This window comes from Enterobacter cloacae complex sp. SHL012 (assembly GCF_049237505.1).
Taxonomy (GTDB): Bacteria; Pseudomonadota; Gammaproteobacteria; order Enterobacterales; family Enterobacteriaceae; genus Enterobacter; species Enterobacter kobei.
In genome coordinates, this window is record NZ_JBMKIZ010000001.1 from 124,808 (window position 1) to 143,789 (window position 18,982).

The window sequence follows — 18,982 nt, forward strand, 5'->3', positions numbered from 1 at the left end:
AGAAATGAAGCAAAATGACTGGTAAGCCCAGTCCCGTAAAAGGGATTAAGCAGAAACCATGCCATATTTAAAGTGCTTGTTTTACAGGGTGTTATGAGGGCGGGGGCGTGTCATCGTCAAATGTTCGTCAGTTTTGACGATGACACGAGAGCAGCGGCTGGGAATTAAAGGTCGTCCATGGTGTAACCCACGACGATTTCAAGCGTCTTACGAATAACATCCGCCTGAACAACATCATGGGTGGCTTCCAGCGTCTGGATGAGCCACAGAATGATGGCTTTATTTGACAGATGGCCTTCGGAAGCCAGAACACAGCGTACTGCAGTAGAAAAAACAGCGGACTCTTCAGCAAAACGATCGCCTGCGTGACGGAAATACTCCGACAGCGCGCTTTCTAAAAAAGCAGAATGGTATTCGGGTTGAAGCTGAATATTTTGTCTCATTTGTTCTCACCGTAGCTGTTAAATTGCAGTCAATGTATTTTTTTGGGATCGGACGGTTTTCCATTTCCAAATAACGGCACTACATTGTCTCGGTTATCATTGAGAGGTCCCTCTCTTGTTATTCGTCCTTGCGCGGTTCTGCGACGTTTTAATGGCAAGCTGTTTGAGCCGATTTCGGCAATCACCTTCGCCAGTGTCTCCCGCCGCCGGGGATCCTTTTCATGTACTTTCATATCCCGCAGACGCTGTACAAGAGCCTCAGTGGTGATCGGTCCGTGCTCTTTCAACAGAGAAAGAACGGCTTCCCCAATCAACTGGTCAGTCAGCTTATCTGCGTCACTGCTATTCATAACCTTACCGTTCGAAGAGCAGACCAAGCAGCATGTGATAGTGCTCTTCCTCTTCAGGGCCATCGGCTTTTTCGAGGCGGCTTAACAGCTTGGTACAGAGCGATTTGCGATTAAGGTTTCGCCCGTCGCTCAGGATTTCAACCACAACTTGTCCCAGCGTTTCCTGTTGAGTGGGAAGCGCGGCTTTTTCGAAGTACTGTGCGATCGCTGCTGCGGAATCTGCGACGTAACCTTTCTGCTGCATGTTTCGCTCCTGTAAAATTTTGTAATCAGTAACGTTACATTTAAGGTATACACAATTTCCAAATCTGTACATAAAAAATGTACAGATTTTTAATAAAATCAGGATATATTTTATAAATTCTTTATTTTTCAATTTGTTGTGTGTTGTTCATGAAACGGTAATGTTACAGAATATATTGTACAAATTGACGAGCCACTGTTAAGTTGTACAGCGCCCCATAAATGCACCATTAACGGCCGTAAATGATTGAGACGTAAATTATTTGTCAGGCAATTAATGTGCTATAAAAAGAAGTCTCCCCACATGTTTTTGTGGTCAAACCTTAACCCCCCAGGACTCGCATGCTTACAACCATCATTTACCGCAGTCACATCTGCGAGGACGTGCCAGTGAAAGCGCTGGAAAATATGGTCGCTGCTGCAAATAGTAAAAACCGGCAATCCAGCGTCACGGGGATCTTGCTGTTCAACGGCACACATTTTTTTCAATTGCTTGAAGGGCCTGCCGAAAACGTAACGTCCATCTACGAACAGATCTGCTCTGATACGCGCCACCATAATGTGGTCGAGCTGATGCGCGATCACGGACCTTCACGCCGTTTCGGTAAAGCGGGAATGGAACTCTTTGATTTGCGCCAGTACGACAGGGAAGAGGTGCTCCAGCAGGTGCTTGATAAAGGCACAACCCGCTACCAGCTGACCTACAACGACCGAGCGCTGCAGTTTTTCCGCACCTTTGTCGAGGCCACAGAGAAAGCCAACTATTTTGAGCTGCCGCCTGCGGATTCCTGGGATTTCGTCCCGGAAGAAACGCGCTTATCTGCGCAGCCTGAAGTTGTGGCAAAAGGGGCGGACTGTAGCTTTGCGTTTCAGCCTATCGTCGATCCTTTCATGCAGCAGGTTGTCTCCTGGGAAGCGCTTCTGCGCACTCCATCCGGTGACTCACCGGGAGCGTATTTCGCCAATCGCACGCGTGAAGAAGTGCATACTTCTGATTTGCAAAGCAAACAGGTGGCTCTCTCCATGGCCAGCGCGCTGGGGCTACAGGATCAGACGTTATCCATCAACCTGCTGCCTATGACGCTGGTCAACGTGCCCAATGCCGTGGACTTTCTGCTCACCGCTATTGATGCAAATGGCTTTGTGCCGGAGCAAATTGTGGTGGAGTTTACCGAAAGTGAAGCCATTTCCCGTTTCGATGAGTTTACGCATTCGGTCAGACAGCTAAAAAGTGCGGGTATCAGCGTAACCATCGATCACTTCGGTGCCGGTTTTGCCGGGTTGCAGCTCCTGGCGCAATTCCAGCCGGACAGAATTAAGATTAATCGCGATCTGGTCGCGAACGTGCATAAAAGTGGCCCACGCCAGGCCATTATTCAGGCGATAATCAAATGCTGTGCCTCACTGGAAATACAGTTTTGCGCGGTGGGCGTGGAGAAGGCGGAAGAGTGGATGTGGCTGGAGTCTGCGGGCATTTCTCAGTTCCAGGGGCATCTTTTTGCCAGCCCCCGACACGGTGGTATCCCGGCTATCGCATGGCCAGAGAAAAAATACGATTTCTGACGAAGCTGTACAAAAACCTGTAGACTTGACTGTACGGCAGGCAAGATTTGTACAACAATGTATTAACAGCTGGATGGCCTTGCAGGCCATTCACCCGTGCAAAATGAGGTCTGAATTCTACAAATGGGTTGTACAATCTGATAAGGTTGGTGTAGTTAGGTATGGAAGTTCTGAGCGTGAGGGAGTTAATGGCCTATTACAGTATCGGCGAAGTGGCCGAACGATGCGGTATCAACCCCGTTACGCTGCGTGCCTGGCAGCGCCGTTATGGATTGTTGAAGCCGCAGCGCAGCGAAGGGGGTCATCGTCAGTTTGACGACGAAGATATCCTGCGTATCGAAGAGATCAAGCGCCTGATGAAAAGCGGCGTTTCGGTCGGAAAAGTAAAATCCTTGCTGGAAAATAAGGAAGTGATGACTCAGGGTAACTGGGCTTCTTTCCAGGAAGAGATGATGACCGTTCTGCGTTACGCCAGCCCGGCAAAGCTGCGCGCCAAGATCGGTGAATTCCGCCGCGATCACGCGATGGATGCGCTGATCGATAACATCATTTCACCCGTCCGTCAGCGAATGAATCAGGATCAAAACACCGTACGCCATATGGCGAGTCTGTTTGACGGTGTCCTGATTGAATTTGCGATTGCAAGCCTCGCGGAATCGCGCAAGAAAGCGGGTAAAGACGCACTTCTGATTGGCTGGGAATGCGATGACCGTACACATCTTTGGCTTGAAGCCGCGCGTTTAGCCCAGAAAGGCTGGCATATTGACGTGCTGGCGGAACCCATTGATTCGCCGCGTCCTGAACTGTTCCCCGGGCAAAAAATCTTCGTCTGGACGGGAACATCGCCAACGCCCCGTCAACAGGAACAGCTCGATCACTGGCGTGAGCAGGGATTTAGCGTTTCATTTCACCACTGATTATCTGAGGCCTTGCGGCCTTTTTTTTTGTTTTTTCTCCTTTCCAGAGCAAAAGCTATCTTAAAAATAGGCATTTCCGATGCATATTTTACGTCCTCGTTTTGCGCTTTCTCGCTGATTAAATAAGCCATTATTTTTCAAAGTATTGAACAATTACATCCATCCCGCCCGCATCTTCAGACAGGGTCTATGCTTAATAAAAGTAGACAAAAAGGGCGGTTTAGCCGAATGCCCCTGCTGACAGAGGGTTGAAGTGATAATCGTTATCACTAACATGGTGTTATGCCCTGATGGCTAATCAGATGAGGTGGACCTATGGAACTGCATTCAGAAACCTTCAATCCTGCCGATTTTGCCTGGCGTGGTTTGACGCTCACGCCTGCGGCGGCAGCGCATATCCACGAGCTGGTGGCGAAAAAGCCCGAGATCCTCGGCGTACGTTTAGGCGTTAAGCAGACCGGTTGCGCGGGCTTTGGCTACGTGCTGGATACTGTCACCGAACCCGAAAAAGATGATCTGGTCTTTGAAACCGACGGTGCGAAGCTGTACGTCGCGCTGCAGGCCATGCCGTTTATTGACGGCACGGAAGTGGATTACGTACGGGAAGGTTTAAACCAGTTATTCAAATTTCATAACCCGAAAGCCCAGAACGAATGCGGCTGCGGCGAAAGCTTTGGGGTATAGGCGGTACTATGTCTCGTAATACTGAAGCAACGAGTGATGTAAATACCTGGAGCGGCGGACACCTTAATTATAAAGAAGGGTTCTTTACGCAGCTGCAGACCGATGAGCTGGCGAAAGGCATCAACGAAGATGTCGTGCGCGCCATCTCGGCCAAACGCAACGAACCCGAGTGGATGCTTGAGTTCCGCCTGAGCGCTTACCGTGCCTGGCTGGAGATGGAAGAACCGCACTGGCTGAAAGCCCATTATGACAAGCTGAATTATCAGGATTACAGCTACTACTCTGCGCCATCCTGCGGCAGCTGCGATGATACGTGTGCTTCGCAGCCCGGTGCAGTACAGCAGACCGGTGCGGAGAACAGCTTCCTCAGTAAAGAGGTGGAAGAGGCGTTCAATCAGCTCGGCGTCCCCGTGCGCGAGGGGAAAGAGGTCGCCGTAGACGCTATTTTTGACTCCGTTTCGGTGGCGACTACCTATCGTGAAAAGCTGGCGGAGCAGGGGATTATTTTCTGCTCCTTTGGCGAAGCGATTCATGACCATCCCGAGCTGGTGAAAAAGTACATCGGCACCGTGGTACCGAGTAACGATAATTTCTTCGCCGCGCTCAACGCGGCGGTGGCGTCGGACGGGACCTTTATCTACGTGCCGAAAGGCGTGCGCTGTCCGATGGAGCTCTCCACCTATTTCCGCATTAACGCCGAAAAAACCGGCCAGTTCGAACGCACTATTCTGGTGGCGGATGAAGGCAGCTACGTCAGCTATATCGAAGGGTGCTCCGCCCCGGTGCGCGACAGCTATCAGCTGCACGCGGCGGTCGTTGAAGTCATTATTCATAAAGACGCTGAGGTCAAATACTCGACGGTGCAGAACTGGTTCCCCGGCGACGGCAACACCGGTGGGATCCTGAACTTCGTCACCAAGCGTGCGCTGTGTGAAGGTGAAAACAGCAAAATGTCCTGGACGCAGTCGGAAACCGGCTCAGCCATTACCTGGAAGTACCCGAGCTGTATTCTGCGCGGGGATAACTCCATCGGTGAGTTTTATTCTGTGGCGCTGACCAGCGGTCATCAGCAGGCCGATACCGGCACCAAGATGATCCACATCGGTAAAAACACCAAATCAACCATCATCTCGAAAGGGATCTCCGCCGGGCACAGCCAGAACAGCTATCGCGGGCTGGTGAAAATCATGCCAACGGCGACCAACGCCCGTAACTTCACCCAGTGTGACTCGATGCTTATCGGGGCCGACTGCGGAGCGCATACCTTCCCGTACGTCGAGTGCCGTAATAATTCAGCACAGCTGGAGCATGAGGCGACGACGTCGCGTATTGGGGAAGATCAGCTCTTCTACTGCCTGCAGCGCGGGATCAGTGAAGAAGATGCCATTTCGATGATTGTGAACGGCTTCTGTAAGGACGTGTTCTCTGAACTGCCGCTGGAATTCGCCGTTGAAGCACAAAAACTCCTCGCCATCAGTCTTGAACACAGCGTCGGTTAAGGGAAAGCACATGTTACGTATTAAAGATTTACAGGCTAGCGTGGAAGATAAAGCGATCCTGCGTGGCCTCAATTTTGACGTCAAGCCGGGTGAAGTTCACGCCATCATGGGGCCTAACGGCTCCGGGAAAAGTACGCTTTCAGCGACGCTGGCGGGACGTGAAGATTACGAAGTGACGCACGGCTCGGTCGAATTTAACGGCAAAGATCTTCTGGAGATGTCGCCGGAAGATCGCGCGGGTGAAGGTATCTTCATGGCCTTCCAGTATCCGGTCGAAATTCCGGGCGTCAGCAACCAGTTCTTCCTTCAGACGGCGCTGAATGCGGTGCGCAAGTACCGCGGACTGGAGGCCCTGGATCGCTTCGACTTCCAGGATCTGATGGAAGAGAAGATCAAACTGCTGAAAATGCCGGAAGACCTGCTGACCCGTTCGGTCAACGTTGGTTTTTCCGGTGGCGAGAAAAAGCGTAACGATATTCTGCAGATGGCGGTGCTGGAGCCACAGCTGTGCATTCTGGATGAGACCGACTCCGGTCTGGATATCGACGCCCTGAAGATTGTCGCTGACGGGGTAAACGCCCTGCGTGACGGCAAGCGTTCGTTCATTATCGTCACTCACTACCAGCGTATTCTCGACTACATCAAGCCGGATTACGTCCACGTGCTTTACCAGGGACGCATTGTGAAATCCGGTGATTTCACGCTGGTTAAACAACTGGAGGAGCAGGGTTATGGCTGGCTTACCGAACAGCAGTAATGCACTCCAGCAGTGGCACCGGCTGTTCGAGGCGCAGGGGAATCGCTCTGAGCTGGCGCAGCAGCACCTGCAGCAGATGCTGCGCCTCGGCCTGCCGACGCGTAAACATGAAAACTGGAAATATACCCCGCTCGATGGCCTGCTGAGCGGCGAGTTTGTGGCGCGTCCGGCGGCGATCGGTCCGGAGCGACGAGATGCCCTGGCGTTGACCGTGGATGCGGTACGGCTGGTCTTTGTCGACGGCGTTTATCACCCTGAACTGAGCGATGACACCCGAGAGAGCGGTTACGGGATTGTGATTAACGACGAACGCCAGAGTCTGGGCGCCCCGGTTCAGCCGGAGGTTTTCCTGCATTTGACCGAGAGCCTCGCCCGCAGCGTGACGCATATCCAGGTTAAGCGTAACCAGCGTCCGGCCAGGCCGTTGCTTCTGATGCATATCACCCAGGGCGTAGAGGGCGATGAAATCAACACCGCCCACTATCGCCACCATCTTGAACTGGCCGAAGGGGCCGACGCGACGGTGATTGAGCATTACGTGAGTCTCAATGACACCCGCCACTTTACCGGGTCGCGTCTGACGATGAACGTTGCCGCCAATGCGCAGCTCCACCACATTAAGCTGGCGTTTGAGAACCCCCAGAGCCACCACTTCGCGCATAACGATATCCTGCTGGGACCGGATGCCGCGGCGTACAGCCATAGCTTCCTGCTCGGCGGTGCGGTGCTGCGCCATAACACCAGTACCCAGCTTAACGGTGAAAATACCACGCTGCGTATCAACAGCCTGGCGATGCCGGTCAAATCAGAAGTGTGCGATACGCGCACGTGGCTTGAGCACAACAAAGGTTACTGCAACAGCCGCCAGCTGCACAAAACCATCGTCAGCGATAAAGGACGCGCGGTATTTAATGGTCTGATTAACGTCGCGCAACACGCCATCAAGACTGACGGGCAGATGACCAACAACAATCTCCTGCTGGGACGCCTGGCGGAGGTCGACACGAAGCCGCAGCTGGAGATTTACGCCGACGACGTAAAATGCAGCCACGGCGCCACGGTCGGGCGGATCGACGACGAACAGATGTTCTACCTGCGTTCCCGCGGTATCGACCAGCAGGCGGCGCAGAAAATGATTATCTATGCCTTTGCGGCGGAGCTTACGGAAGCGCTGCATGATGGCGTACTGAAGCAGCAGGTGTTGGCCCGTATTGGTCAGCGTCTGCCCGGAGGCGAAGCATGAGTTTTCCCGTAGAGAAAGTACGGGCAGATTTCCCGGTTCTGACCCGTGAAGTGAACGGTCTGCCGCTGGCTTATCTCGACAGCGCGGCCAGCGCGCAGAAACCGAATCAGGTGGTGGATGCGGAAGCCGAGTTCTACCGCCACGGTTATGCAGCAGTACATCGGGGGATCCATACCCTGAGCGCGGAAGCCACCCAACGCATGGAGAACGTGCGCACGCAGGTGGCTGCCTTCCTGAATGCGCGATCGCCGGAAGAGCTGGTGTTTGTGCGCGGTACCACCGAGGGTATTAACCTCGTCGCCAACAGTTGGGGTAACGCTCAGGTGCATGCCGGGGATAACATTATCATTACCCAGATTGAGCACCACGCTAATATCGTACCGTGGCAAATGCTGTGTGAGCGCGTTGGCGCGCAATTACGCGTCATCCCGTTGAACCTCGACGGAACGTTACAGCTTGAGCAGCTTGACGCCTTGCTGGACGATAAAACGCGGCTCGTGGCGGTCACCCAGGTCTCTAACGTTCTGGGTACTGAAAACCCGGTTGCGGAGATTGTCGATAAGGCCCATCAGGCCGGGGCGAAAGTGCTGATTGACGGTGCGCAGGCGGTAATGCACCACGCGGTGGATGTCCAGGCGCTGGACTGCGACTTCTACGTGTTCTCTGGACACAAGCTTTATGGCCCAACCGGTATCGGCGTGCTGTATGTGAAAGAGGACATCCTGCAGGCGATGCCGCCGTGGGAGGGGGGCGGGTCAATGATCGCTACCGTTAGCCTCTCGGAAGGGACCACCTACGCCCGTGCGCCGTGGCGTTTTGAGGCGGGCACGCCCAACACCGGTGGGATCATCGGGCTGGGGGCGGCGGTGTCTTACGTTTCCGGAATTGGTCTTGATGCCATTCACGAGTACGAACAGCTGCTGATGCATTACGCGCTGCAGGAGCTGGCCAGCGTGCCGGACCTGACCTTGTACGGGCCGGCTGACCGACAGGGTGTGATTGCCTTTAATCTGGGACAACACCACGCCTATGACGTGGGCAGCTTCCTCGACAATTACGGCGTGGCCGTGCGCACCGGGCACCACTGCGCCATGCCGCTCATGGCCTTTTACCAGGTTCCGGCAATGTGCCGCGCATCGCTGGTGATGTATAACACAATGGAAGAGGTCGACAGGCTGGTGGCGGGACTAAAACGCATTCACCAGTTGCTGGGCTGACAAAGAGGCGAACGATGGCAGAACTGCCGGATAAAGAGAAATTGCTGCGCAACTTTGGGCGTTGCGCAAACTGGGAAGAGAAATACCTCTACATCATTGAGCTGGGGCAGCGTCTGCCGCCGCTTAGTGAAGAGGCGCATACCCCGGAGAACAGTATTCAGGGCTGTCAAAGCCAGGTGTGGATTGTGATGGCGCAGTCTGACGATGGCACGATAACCCTGCAGGGTGACAGCGATGCGGCAATCGTAAAAGGGCTGATTGCGGTGGTCTTTATTCTTTATCACCAGATGTCAGCACAGGATATTGTCGCCTTCGATGTCCGCCCGTGGTTTGAAAAAATGGCCCTCACCCAACACCTCACCCCGTCTCGTTCCCAGGGACTGGAAGCGATGATTCGCGCCATTCGCGCCAAAGCGGCAATCCTTAGCTAGACTTACAGAACAGCATTCATTCTGTTTCGCGAGGTGGTTCCCGCCTCGCTGGTTTTTCAGCTTTCTGGCATTCTGCCAGTGAATAAGGAATCTCAGCATGAAGCGCGCGTCTCTCATAACTCTATTACTCCTCAGTTCGCTCGGTGCACTTAATTCGGCCCGCGCGATGGACTATCCGTTGCCGCCCGCAGGCAGTCGCCTGATTGGGCAAAATCAAACCTACACCATACAGGAAGGGGATAATAAGCTGCAGACTATCGCCCGCCGGTTTAATACCGCGGCGCAGGTGATCCTCGAAACGAACAATACGATTGCGCCGGTCAACCCTGCACCGGGAACCGTTATCACAATCCCGTCGCAGATGCTGCTACCCGACACGCCGCGCGAGGGTATTGTTGTGAACCTCGCTGAGCTGCGGCTTTACTATTTCCCGCCGGGAGAGAACATTGTCCAGGTTTTCCCACTTGGCATCGGGCAACTGGGGCTGGAAACACCGGTGAGCACGACCCGCGTCAGTCAAAAAATCCCGAACCCAACCTGGACGCCGACGGCCGGTATCAGAGCCCGTTCACTTGCGCAGGGAATTAAACTGCCTCCTGTGGTTCCCGCAGGGCCAAATAACCCGCTGGGACGCTATGCCCTGCGTTTGGGTATTGGTAATGGGGAATATCTTATCCACGGAACCAGTGCGCCAGACAGCGTTGGCTTGCGCGTCAGTTCCGGCTGTATGCGAATGAACGCCCCGGATATTAAAGCCCTGTTCGAACAGGTACGGGTTGGCACCCGGGTACAAATCATCAATGAGCCAGTGAAATTCGCGGTCGAGCCGGATGGTAAACGCTATATTGAGGTCCATCGTCCGCTGGCGCAGGTGGAAGGTGAAAACCCACAGATTTCGCCCATTACGCACTCCGCCGACTTTGCGACCTTTGTTTCACAGTCCGGAAGCGATAAGGCGCTGATCGATAAAGCCCTGGCGCGCCGTGCGGGGATCCCGGTTGTGGTTTCTGCGGGAAGCGGCCCGTCGGCCAGTAACAGCGTATTGTCAGTGCAGAACAGTCGTGTGTCCGCGGCGGTAGCGGAAGAGGCAGGGGAGAAGATGACGCAGTAGAGCCGTTTGACGCAGGCAAAAAAAATGGCGCACAATGTGCGCCATTTTATTAACAGGTACTATTACTTACGGTATTTAGTAGCCTGGTTGTCCAGACGCTGGTTAGCGCGAGCTGCGTCGTCTTTAGCAGCCTGAACGTCGGAACGCATTGCGTTCACGTCGTTGCTCAGCTGGTCAACTTTAGCGTTCAGAGTCTGAACGTCAGAAGACAGCTGATCGATTTTAGCGTTGCTGGAGCAACCAGCCAGCAGAGTAGAACCCAGGATTACCGCGCCCAGTACCAGTTTAGTACGATTCATTATTAATACCCTCTAGATTGAGTTAATCTCCATGTAGCGTTACAAGTATTACACAAAGTTTTTTGGGTTGAGAATATTTTTTTGATGGGAATACGCCTATTTTTGATCGTTCGCTCAAAGAAGCATCGAATCGGCCCTTTTTGAGTAAAAAGCTATGTAAAAAAAGGCATTTTTCATCGGATTCATCTTAGATAATTCGCAATTAAATAGAAAAACCCGATTTGCTTTTTGAATGAGTTTGGCTAATGACAGGAATAAAAAAAGCGCCCATTGGGCGCTTTTTATCAAAATTAATTCGTTCGTGAATTATTACAGCACGTGAACGGATGCAGTATTGGTCGTTCCGCTTGGTACCAGCGCACCAGAAACCATAACCACAACGTCGCCTTTCTGTGCCAGACCGCTTTCCAGAGCCATGGCTTTACCCTGAATGTAGAAATCGTCAGTAGAGGCAATCTCTTTAACCAGGTGTGCAACGACGCCTTTGCTCAGCACCAGCTGACGCGCGGTGGTTTCGTTGGTGGTCAGGGCCAGGATAGTGGCATCCGGGAAGTATTTACGCACTGCACGCGCAGATTTACCGCCCTGGGTCGCAACCACAATCAGTGGCGCTTCCAGTTTCTCAGCAGTTTCTACCGCACCGCGGCAAACGGCTTCGGTGATGCGCAGCTTGCGGCTGTCGTTATTGAAGTCCAGACGGCTGGTCATCACGCGGTCAGTACGTTCACAGATGGTCGCCATAATGCCAACCGCTTCCAGAGGATATTTCCCTTTTGCGGATTCGCCGGACAGCATAACAGCATCGGTACCGTCGAGGATGGCGTTAGCCACGTCGCCTGCTTCAGCGCGGGTTGGGCGTGGGTTTTTGATCATAGAGTCCAGCATCTGCGTCGCGGTAATAACCACTTTACGCGCGCGAACACATTTTTCGATCATCATCTTCTGCGCGAAGATCACTTCTTCAACCGGGATTTCAACGCCCAGGTCGCCACGTGCAACCATGATGCCGTCAGACGCTTCGAGGATTTCGTCGAAGTTGTTCAGGCCTTCCTGGTTTTCGATTTTGGAGATGATCTGGATCTTCTCGCCGCCGTGCGCTTTCAGGTGCTCGCGAATTTCGACCACGTCAGAACGCTTACGGATGAAGGACGCTGCAACGAAGTCAACGCCTTGTTCGCAGCCGAAGATCAGGTCTTGCTTGTCTTTTTCAGCCAGTGCTGGCAGCGCGATAGAAACGCCCGGCAGGTTAACGCCTTTGTTTTCGCCCAGGTCGCCGTTGTTCAGCACTTTACAGATAACCTTGTTACCTTCAATCGCGGTCACTTCCATACCGATCAGACCATCGTCGACCAGGACGGTGTTACCGACGGACAGATCGCTGGTGAAGCCTTCATAGGTGACCGCAACGATTTCGCTGTTACCCACAACGGATTTGTCCGTGGTGAAGGTGAACGTCTGGCCTGCTTTCAGAGAGACGTCGTTGCCGCCTTCCAGTTTGATGGTACGGATTTCCGGACCTTTGGTGTCGAGCAGGATAGCCGCTTTTTTACCGGTTTTGCTCATCACGTTGCGCAAGTTCTGGATACGCTGACCGTGTTCTGCATAGTCACCGTGAGAGAAGTTCAGACGCATCACGTTCATGCCGGCGTCCAGCATTTTGCTCAGCATCTCTTCGGATTCGGTTTTCGGGCCGATAGTACAAACAATTTTCGTCTTTTTCATGACAGTCTTAGTCTTTAAGTTGGGAAGGATATGGAAATCTCGCTCCGGGGGCGCACCGCCGCAGAGTCAAACCTGTGTTGCAAAAGAGTATATGACACGCACTAAGGATAGGAGACATCAAATGAGCGTGCAGAAGAAAGTGTGCCTGAGTGACAGCCCAACGAAGGAGAGGAGAAGTTGTACGTTGTTTTTTGTATTCCAAGCGCTGAAACCATTCACCAGGGATTTGGCGCGCATTATACGCTGATTTTAAGATAAAAGGAAAATGGAAACGGTGTTTCAGAAATAATCAATGTCGTTTTACATAATATTGTTATCAACGCGTTAAGCCATGATGACAACTTATCGCGGCAGGTGATTGACCTGCCGCATTTTGCTTATTTTTGCAGCGCTTGACTGAGGTCGGCGATGAGGTCTTTAGGATCTTCAATCCCCACCGACAGGCGAATCAGCTGTGGCACAATTCCGTTTGCCAGCCGTTGCGCCAGCGGAATCGAGGCGTGCGTCATGCTGTAAGGCTGGCTCACCAGACTCTCCACGCCGCCCAGGCTTTCCGCAAGGGTGAACAACGTCAGGTTGCGAATCACCGCTGTGGCGCGTTGCGCATCACCTTTCACCACGACAGAAATCATCCCGCCGGGCAGCGCCATCTGCGTGCGTGCAAGCTGATATTGCGGGTGCGACTCCAGTCCGGGATAAAAGACCCGTTCAACCAGCGGATGCTGTTCCAGCCATTGCGCAATCGCCAGCGCGTTGCTGCTGTGTCTCTCTATGCGCAGCGAAAGGGTACGAATACCGCGCAGGGTCAGGAAGCTGCTAAACGGGTCCAGTACGCCGCCAACCGCGTTCTGCAGGTAGCCAAGCCTGTCCGCCAGCGCCGGATTATCACCCACCACCGCCAGCCCGGCCACCACGTCAGAGTGGCCGTTAAGGTATTTGGTTGCTGAGTGCACCACGATGTCGAAACCCGACGCCAGCGGACGGTGAATGACCGGCGATGCGAAGGTGTTATCCGCCACGCTGATAACGTTATGACGACGGGCGATGTCAGCGATAGCCGCTAAATCCGCCAGCTTCAGCAGCGGATTGGTGGGTGTTTCAACCCAGATCATGCGGGTGTCCGGGCGAATAGCCGCCTCAAGCCCGGCTAAATCGTCCGGCTTAACCCAGCTGACCTGCAGACCGGTGCTGCGTTTGCGGACATTTTCAATCAGGCGATATGTGCCGCCGTAGACGTCATCAATGGCGACGATATGGCTGTCTTTCTCCAGCAGTTCAAGCACGGTGGAGATGGCGGCGAGACCGGATGCAAAGGCGTAGCCGCGCGTTCCGCCTTCCAGTTCGGCGATGGCGGTTTCGAGCGCATGGCGCGTCGGATTGCCGCTGCGGGAATACTCATAGCCGGTATGCTCCCCGGGAGAGGGTTGCGCAAACGTCGAGGTGGAGTAAATCGGCGGCATAACGGCGCCATGCTGATCATTGAACGCGCCGCTGTGGACGCTCAGGGTTGCCAGGTTTTTCATCATCTGTTCCTTATGGCTGAAGACGGTTGCGCCACGCGGTCAGCACGTCGCTGCGCGTAATCAAACCGAGAAAACGGTCGTTGTCATTAATGACGGCCACCAGACCGCGGTCGAAGATGGCGTGCAGGGCGCTTTCCGGGGCGCGTTTATCGAGAAATTCCACCTGACGCGTCATGGCCTCTGTCACGGGAAGGGCGAAGCGGTCAGCTTCACCGCCGATATGCCGCAACAGATCCCACTCGTCGATAATGCCGACGACCTGACCGTTTTCCAGTACCGGCAGCTGGGAGATGTCGTACAGGCGCATGCGTGCCAGAACGGTGGAGAGCGTGTCATCCGGGGCGGCGGTGACGGTAGCGCCTTCATCGTGGCGCAGGGCAATGTAGTCAGAGAGATCGCCTGCCTGAGGGCGCGTGATGAGCCCCTGCTGGCGCATCCAGTCGTCGTTGAACATCTTCGAGAGATATTTATTGCCGCTGTCGCAGGCGAAGGTCACCACGCGTTTCGGCGTGGTTTGCGCATGGCAATATTTCAGCGCCGCCGCCAGCAGGGTGCCGCTGGAGGAGCCCGCCAGAATGCCTTCCGTTTTCAGCAGTTCACGCGCGGTGGCAAACGCTTCGCGGTCGGTAATGCGCCACGCGCGGTTCACGCCTTCAATGCGGGCCAGCGGTGGAATAAAGTCTTCGCCAATGCCCTCAACCAGCCAGGCGCCCGCATCGTGGTAGCGACCGGTCTCGACCTGATCGGCGAGCACAGAACCTACCGGGTCGGCCAGCACAAACTCCGTATGTGGCGAATGCTCTGAAAACCACGCCTGCAGGCCGCCCAGCGTCCCGCCTGAGCCGACGCCGACCACGATGGCGTCAATTCTGCCGTCAAGCTGCTCATACAGTTCCGGTGCCGTGGTAGTGCGATGTGCCAGCGGGTTAGCGTCGTTATTGAACTGGTCGATATAAAACGCGCCCGGCAGTTCATCGGCCAGGCGCTGGGCGTAATCCTGGTAATAGGCCGGATGCCCCTTATTGACGTCGGAACGGGTCAGTATCACCTGGGCACCCAGCGCGCGCAGGTGGAAAATCTTCTCGCGGCTCATTTTGTCCGGCACCACCAGGATAAGCGTATAGCCTTTCTGGGCGGCGATCAGCGCCAGCCCGAGGCCGGTATTCCCCGCCGTTGCTTCAATAATCGTGCCACCCGGCCGTAGCTGGCCGGTACGCTCCGCGTCGTTAATCATCGACAACGCCACGCGATCTTTAATGGAGCCGCCGGGGTTTTGGTTCTCCAGCTTCAGAAACAGCGAGCAGGGACCGGTATCAAGCTTGTGCAGCTGGATCAGCGGTGTCCGGCCAATCAGTTCGGTGACGGAGTGGTAGATCGTCATGATGTTTTCCTTTCTGGGTGTCATGACGGGATGATAGGGCGGAGAAATTTTCGCAATAAAGAACACTTCACTGCTTTTTATAACAGACGGGAATATCAGTGCTGTTTTTGGATGTCAGGGCAGCAAGACGTAAAGTTGTCTGGAAGTGAGGATGGCTATCTCGGCATAAAATGCTGCAATAATGACCGTTTTTTTCGCATATCAGTCAAGCGTTATGCGTCTGGCAGATAATCATTGCTGAAATCAATCTAAATACTTCCCGCCGTGTAGCGTCGTTGTTTATTACTGAAAGTTATAACACATGCTTTTTTGTTCATTTAAAAACTGATAACGCCTGTTTACTATCTTTTGGACATCCATACTTCTAAACCGCCATTGGCGGATCGGATAATGAATTAGAATGATTGTACTCAGAAATATTTCGAAGGTTTTTGACAACGGTAAGGCGGCGCTCACAGCCGTTGATAACGTCAATTTGACGATTGAGCAGGGACAGGTTTACGGCATTATCGGCTAAAGCGGCGCCGGGAAAAGCACGCTGATTCGTCTGCTGAATGGTCTGGAGAAACCCAGCGCTGGCAGCGTCACGATTAACGGGCAGGACATCTCCGCCGCAAAAGGTGAAGCCCTGCGTCAGGCACGCCTGAAAATCAGTATGGTGTTCCAGCACTTCAACCTGCTGTGGTCGCGCACGGTAAGTGAGAATATCGCGTTCTCCATGCAGATCGCCGGTGTGCCAAAAGCCAGAATCAAGGCTCGCGTGGCGGAACTGGTGGCGCTGGTGGGGCTGAAAGGGCGTGAGAATGCCTACCCGTCACAGCTAAGCGGCGGACAAAAACAGCGCGTGGGGATTGCGCGCGCGCTGGCCAATAACCCGGACGTTTTGCTGTGTGATGAAGCCACGTCCGCACTCGACCCGCAGACCACCGATCAGATCCTCGATCTGCTGCTGGATATCAACCGTCGTTTCAAGCTGACCATCGTGCTGATCACCCACGAAATGCATGTGGTGCGCAAGATCTGCGACCGCGTGGCGGTGATGGAAAACGGTAAGGTGGTGGAAGAGGGGGATGTGCTGAGTGTATTCACCCATCCGCAGCAGCCGATTACGCAGCAGTTTGTCCGCCAGGTAAGTCAGTACGCCGAGGAAGAAACCTTCAATACCGAACTGGCAAACGATCTGGAAGGCACGGTCATCCGTCTGACCTTTACCGGCCACAGCACGCACAAGCCGGTCGTGGGTGAGCTGACCCTGCGCTACGGTCTGCCGTTTAACATCCTGCACGGGAAAATGACGCAAACCGCCCACGGCGTTTTCGGCCAGCTCTGGGTCCACGTCGTGGCATCTGATGAACAACTGAACAATATCCTCGCCGACCTGAAGCACAGCGATATTGAAGGCGAGGTCATTAAACATGGCTGAGAATCTCTTCCCGCACCTCAAATGGGATCAGCTCTGGTCGGCGACGCAGGAGACGCTGTACATGACCGCGCTTTCCGGGGCGGCGACCTTTGTGCTGGGGATCGTGCTGGGCCTGGCGCTGTTCTTAACCGCGCGCGGCGGGCTGTTTCAAAACCGCACGGTCTACAGCGTGATTTCGATTGTGGTGAACGTGTTTCGCTCAATACCGTTCATCATTCTGATCGTCCTGTTGATCCCGTTCACCAAGACCATCGTCGGTACCATTCTTGGTGCCAACGCGGCGCTGCCGGCCCTGATTGTGGGGGCCGCGCCGTTCTACGCACGCCTGGTGGAGATTGCCCTGCGCGAAGTGGACAAAGGGGTAATCGAAGCAACGCGCTCAATGGGCGCACGACTGAGCACGCTCGTGTTTCGGGTTTTACTGCCGGAATCATCACCTGCACTGGTATCAGGGATAACGGTAACGCTGATTGCGCTGGTGAGTTACAGCGCTATGGCGGGGGTGATTGGCGCCGGCGGTTTGGGAAATCTGGCTTATCTGGAAGGATTCCAGCGCAACCATGGTGACGTCACGCTGGTGGCAACGGTGACCATTCTGATCATCGTTTTCATTATCCAGTTCTGCGGCGACGCTATGACTTCTCTGTTAGATAAACGCTAATAAATACACACAGGAACCACATCATGAAAAAAACACTGACACTGATCGCCGCAGCCACCCTGAGCGCCCTGAGCTTCGCCTCCTGGGCGGATACGCTGACTGTGGGCGCATCCAACACCCCGCACGCCGAAATTCTGGAGCAGGCAAAGCCGATTCTGGCGAAGCAGGGGATTGACCTGGAGATTAAACCGTTCCAGGACTACATTCTGCCCAACACCGCGCTGGCGGGTCATGACATTGACGCCAACTATTTCCAGCATATTCCTTACCTGAACAGCGTGCTAAAAGATCACGCGGGCGATAAGGATTACGATTTTGTCAGCGCGGGTGCTATCCATATTGAGCCAATCGGTATCTACTCCAAAAAGTACAAGTCGCTGAAGGACCTGCCGGAAGGCGGTAAGATCATTATGCGTGATGCCGTTTCCGAAGAAGGCCGTATTCTCTCCATCTTTGAAAAAGAGGGCGTGATCAAGCTGAAGCCTGGCATCGACAAAGTGACGGCGCGTATCAGCGACATCGTTGAGAACCCGAAGAAGCTGCAGTTCACGCCTAACGTCGAAGCCTCTCTGCTGCCGCAGATGTACAACAACGATGAAGGCGCTGCGGTCGTGATTAACGCCAACTATGCGATTGACGCCGGTCTGGACCCGGTGCACGACCCGATAGCGGTAGAGAGCGGTGAAAATAACCCGTACGCCAACATCATTACCGTGCATCGCGGTGACGAGAATAAGAAGGACATCGTCGCACTGGTGAACGTGCTGCACTCCAAAGAGATTCAGGACTGGATCCGCACCAAATACAAAGGGGCTGTGATTCCGGTTAATAACTAATTAGCTGATTTTACAGATGAAGCCCGGCGAGATCCTCGCCGGGCTTCTTTTTTGTATCCGGCAGGAGAATCATTTAAGCTCAACGTTTAAAAGGCAACGGAGTGATGACGATGGGTAACGTGACCAAAGATGAAGCGCTGTACCAGGAGATGTGCCGGGTGGTCGGTAAGGTAGTACTTGAGATGCGTGATTTAGGGCAGGAGCCGAAGCATATTGTCATTGCGGGTGTGCTGCGCACGGCGCTGGCGAACCAGCGCATCAAGCGTAGCGAATTGACAACCGAAGCGATGGAGACGGTGGTTAAAGCGCTCGCCGGGTGATGCACCCGCGTTTCTCAGATCCCGCATATCAACAGTCGTTATTGTTATTTCCCCTCCATTGTTAATGGGTGTTTTACTGAACGCAGGTGAAGCAAGAGGGGCAAGACGATGAAAAAATGGATCAGCACGTTACGGCGGTTTTTTGCCACCCGACCTGTGAATGCGGAGAACAGCGCGCAACGTGTTCTTGAGTCAATACTGCCTGCCGCCAGCCTGTACGGGGTGGACGTTGCTAACATAGACCCGGAGTGGTTCCATGATAAAACGTCACGCTGAACTGCGCCGCACGCGCGAAATGTACTGGAATGAGCTGTGCGTTACGTGTGTAAAGCCACAATGAGGAGAAAAGTACGCGGTGA

At 54.0% G+C, this 18,982-nt stretch carries 21 protein-coding genes and 1 pseudogene; 14 read left to right on the forward strand and 8 right to left on the reverse strand.

Translation table 11 applies throughout. The annotated features are described in order from the left end of the window. Positions 1-164 precede the first annotated feature (164 nt). The 3 genes from ACOTY9_RS00630 to ycgZ are packed head-to-tail and all read right to left on the reverse strand — an operon-like array spanning position 165 to position 1,037. Positions 165-443 carry a biofilm/acid-resistance regulator YmgB/AriR gene (locus ACOTY9_RS00630; RefSeq protein WP_014883526.1) on the reverse strand — a complete coding sequence of 93 codons (279 nt, stop codon included), beginning with the start codon at positions 441-443 and terminating at the stop codon, positions 165-167. A 29-nt stretch (positions 444-472) separates the two neighbouring features. Beyond that, positions 473-793 (reverse strand): hypothetical protein, encoded by a 321-nt coding sequence (locus ACOTY9_RS00635; RefSeq protein WP_045282005.1) that lies wholly within the window; start codon positions 791-793, stop codon positions 473-475. A gap of 4 nt (positions 794-797) precedes the next feature. Continuing rightward, positions 798-1,037 carry a regulatory protein YcgZ gene (ycgZ, locus tag ACOTY9_RS00640; RefSeq protein WP_008500634.1) on the reverse strand — a complete coding sequence of 80 codons (240 nt, stop codon included), beginning with the start codon at positions 1,035-1,037 and terminating at the stop codon, positions 798-800. A 341-nt stretch (positions 1,038-1,378) separates the two neighbouring features. Here ycgZ and ACOTY9_RS00645 point away from each other — a divergent pair, with 341 nt between their 5' ends. From ACOTY9_RS00645 to ldtE, 9 genes are all read left to right on the forward strand, one after another. Then, entirely contained in the window at positions 1,379-2,599 is a 1,221-nt protein-coding gene (locus tag ACOTY9_RS00645; protein WP_176260600.1) for a diguanylate phosphodiesterase, read from the forward strand. 188 nt (positions 2,600-2,787) lie between these two features. Continuing rightward, positions 2,788-3,516 carry a MerR family transcriptional regulator gene (locus tag ACOTY9_RS00650; protein WP_014883529.1) on the forward strand — a complete coding sequence of 243 codons (729 nt, stop codon included), beginning with the start codon at positions 2,788-2,790 and terminating at the stop codon, positions 3,514-3,516. A 315-nt stretch (positions 3,517-3,831) separates the two neighbouring features. Then, positions 3,832-4,200, forward strand: a complete 369-nt coding sequence (gene sufA, locus ACOTY9_RS00655; RefSeq protein WP_008500631.1) for a Fe-S cluster assembly scaffold SufA — start codon at positions 3,832-3,834, stop codon at positions 4,198-4,200. 8 nt (positions 4,201-4,208) lie between these two features. Then, on the forward strand, positions 4,209-5,699 hold the full coding sequence (sufB, locus tag ACOTY9_RS00660) for a Fe-S cluster assembly protein SufB (RefSeq protein ID WP_014883530.1): 1,491 nt from the start codon (positions 4,209-4,211) through the stop codon (positions 5,697-5,699). Positions 5,700-5,709: 10 nt separating this feature from the next. Then, positions 5,710-6,456: a Fe-S cluster assembly ATPase SufC gene (sufC, locus tag ACOTY9_RS00665; RefSeq protein WP_348565569.1), complete on the forward strand. Its 747-nt coding sequence runs from the start codon at positions 5,710-5,712 to the stop codon at positions 6,454-6,456. Beyond that, on the forward strand, positions 6,431-7,699 hold the full coding sequence (sufD, locus tag ACOTY9_RS00670) for a Fe-S cluster assembly protein SufD (RefSeq protein ID WP_014883532.1): 1,269 nt from the start codon (positions 6,431-6,433) through the stop codon (positions 7,697-7,699). The genes sufC and sufD overlap by 26 nt, the downstream gene beginning before the upstream one ends. After that, positions 7,696-8,916, forward strand: a complete 1,221-nt coding sequence (sufS, locus tag ACOTY9_RS00675; RefSeq protein WP_348565568.1) for a cysteine desulfurase SufS — start codon at positions 7,696-7,698, stop codon at positions 8,914-8,916. Before sufD ends, sufS begins: the two co-directional genes overlap by 4 nt. Positions 8,917-8,930: 14 nt before the next feature. Then, positions 8,931-9,347: a cysteine desulfuration protein SufE gene (gene sufE, locus ACOTY9_RS00680; RefSeq protein ID WP_014883534.1), complete on the forward strand. Its 417-nt coding sequence runs from the start codon at positions 8,931-8,933 to the stop codon at positions 9,345-9,347. 97 nt (positions 9,348-9,444) lie between these two features. Then, a complete protein-coding gene (gene ldtE, locus ACOTY9_RS00685) occupies positions 9,445-10,458 on the forward strand; it encodes a L,D-transpeptidase LdtE (protein ID WP_014883535.1) in 1,014 nt (337 codons plus the stop codon). A gap of 62 nt (positions 10,459-10,520) precedes the next feature. On the opposite strand, the gene lpp is transcribed toward ldtE, so the two are convergent. The 5 genes from lpp to ACOTY9_RS00710 all read right to left on the reverse strand — a co-directional run bounded on the left by lpp (position 10,521) and on the right by ACOTY9_RS00710 (position 15,383). Beyond that, on the reverse strand, positions 10,521-10,757 hold the full coding sequence (gene lpp / locus ACOTY9_RS00690) for a murein lipoprotein Lpp (protein ID WP_001082307.1): 237 nt from the start codon (positions 10,755-10,757) through the stop codon (positions 10,521-10,523). A 309-nt stretch (positions 10,758-11,066) separates the two neighbouring features. Continuing rightward, entirely contained in the window at positions 11,067-12,479 is a 1,413-nt protein-coding gene (pykF, locus tag ACOTY9_RS00695) for a pyruvate kinase PykF (RefSeq protein ID WP_014883536.1), read from the reverse strand. A gap of 7 nt (positions 12,480-12,486) precedes the next feature. Further along, the gene (locus ACOTY9_RS00700; RefSeq protein WP_418251742.1) at positions 12,487-12,681 is read right to left on the reverse strand and encodes a hypothetical protein; all 195 of its coding nucleotides are present in this window, start codon (positions 12,679-12,681) and stop codon (positions 12,487-12,489) included. A 175-nt stretch (positions 12,682-12,856) separates the two neighbouring features. Beyond that, positions 12,857-14,002, reverse strand: a complete 1,146-nt coding sequence (locus ACOTY9_RS00705) for a PLP-dependent aspartate aminotransferase family protein (RefSeq protein WP_348565741.1) — start codon at positions 14,000-14,002, stop codon at positions 12,857-12,859. Between the two features lie 10 nt (positions 14,003-14,012). Next, positions 14,013-15,383 carry a pyridoxal-phosphate dependent enzyme gene (locus ACOTY9_RS00710; protein WP_179120745.1) on the reverse strand — a complete coding sequence of 457 codons (1,371 nt, stop codon included), beginning with the start codon at positions 15,381-15,383 and terminating at the stop codon, positions 14,013-14,015. 400 nt (positions 15,384-15,783) lie between these two features. On the opposite strand from ACOTY9_RS00710, the pseudogene ACOTY9_RS00715 reads away from it, so the two are divergent. The 5 genes and pseudogenes from ACOTY9_RS00715 (at position 15,784) to ACOTY9_RS00735 (ending at position 18,899) form a co-directional block, all read left to right on the forward strand. Continuing rightward, positions 15,784-16,806 (forward strand): annotated as a pseudogene (locus ACOTY9_RS00715) (methionine ABC transporter ATP-binding protein). Beyond that, positions 16,799-17,467 (forward strand): methionine ABC transporter permease, encoded by a 669-nt coding sequence (locus tag ACOTY9_RS00720; protein WP_348565567.1) that lies wholly within the window; start codon positions 16,799-16,801, stop codon positions 17,465-17,467. Before ACOTY9_RS00715 ends, ACOTY9_RS00720 begins: the two are co-directional and overlap by 8 nt. 23 nt (positions 17,468-17,490) lie before the next feature. Next, on the forward strand, positions 17,491-18,303 hold the full coding sequence (locus ACOTY9_RS00725; RefSeq protein ID WP_334372550.1) for a MetQ/NlpA family ABC transporter substrate-binding protein: 813 nt from the start codon (positions 17,491-17,493) through the stop codon (positions 18,301-18,303). A gap of 110 nt (positions 18,304-18,413) precedes the next feature. Further along, positions 18,414-18,623: a fumarate hydratase FumD gene (fumD, locus tag ACOTY9_RS00730; RefSeq protein ID WP_014883541.1), complete on the forward strand. Its 210-nt coding sequence runs from the start codon at positions 18,414-18,416 to the stop codon at positions 18,621-18,623. A gap of 108 nt (positions 18,624-18,731) precedes the next feature. Beyond that, positions 18,732-18,899, forward strand: a complete 168-nt coding sequence (locus ACOTY9_RS00735; RefSeq protein ID WP_014883542.1) for a hypothetical protein — start codon at positions 18,732-18,734, stop codon at positions 18,897-18,899. Positions 18,900-18,982: the final 83 nt, after the last annotated feature.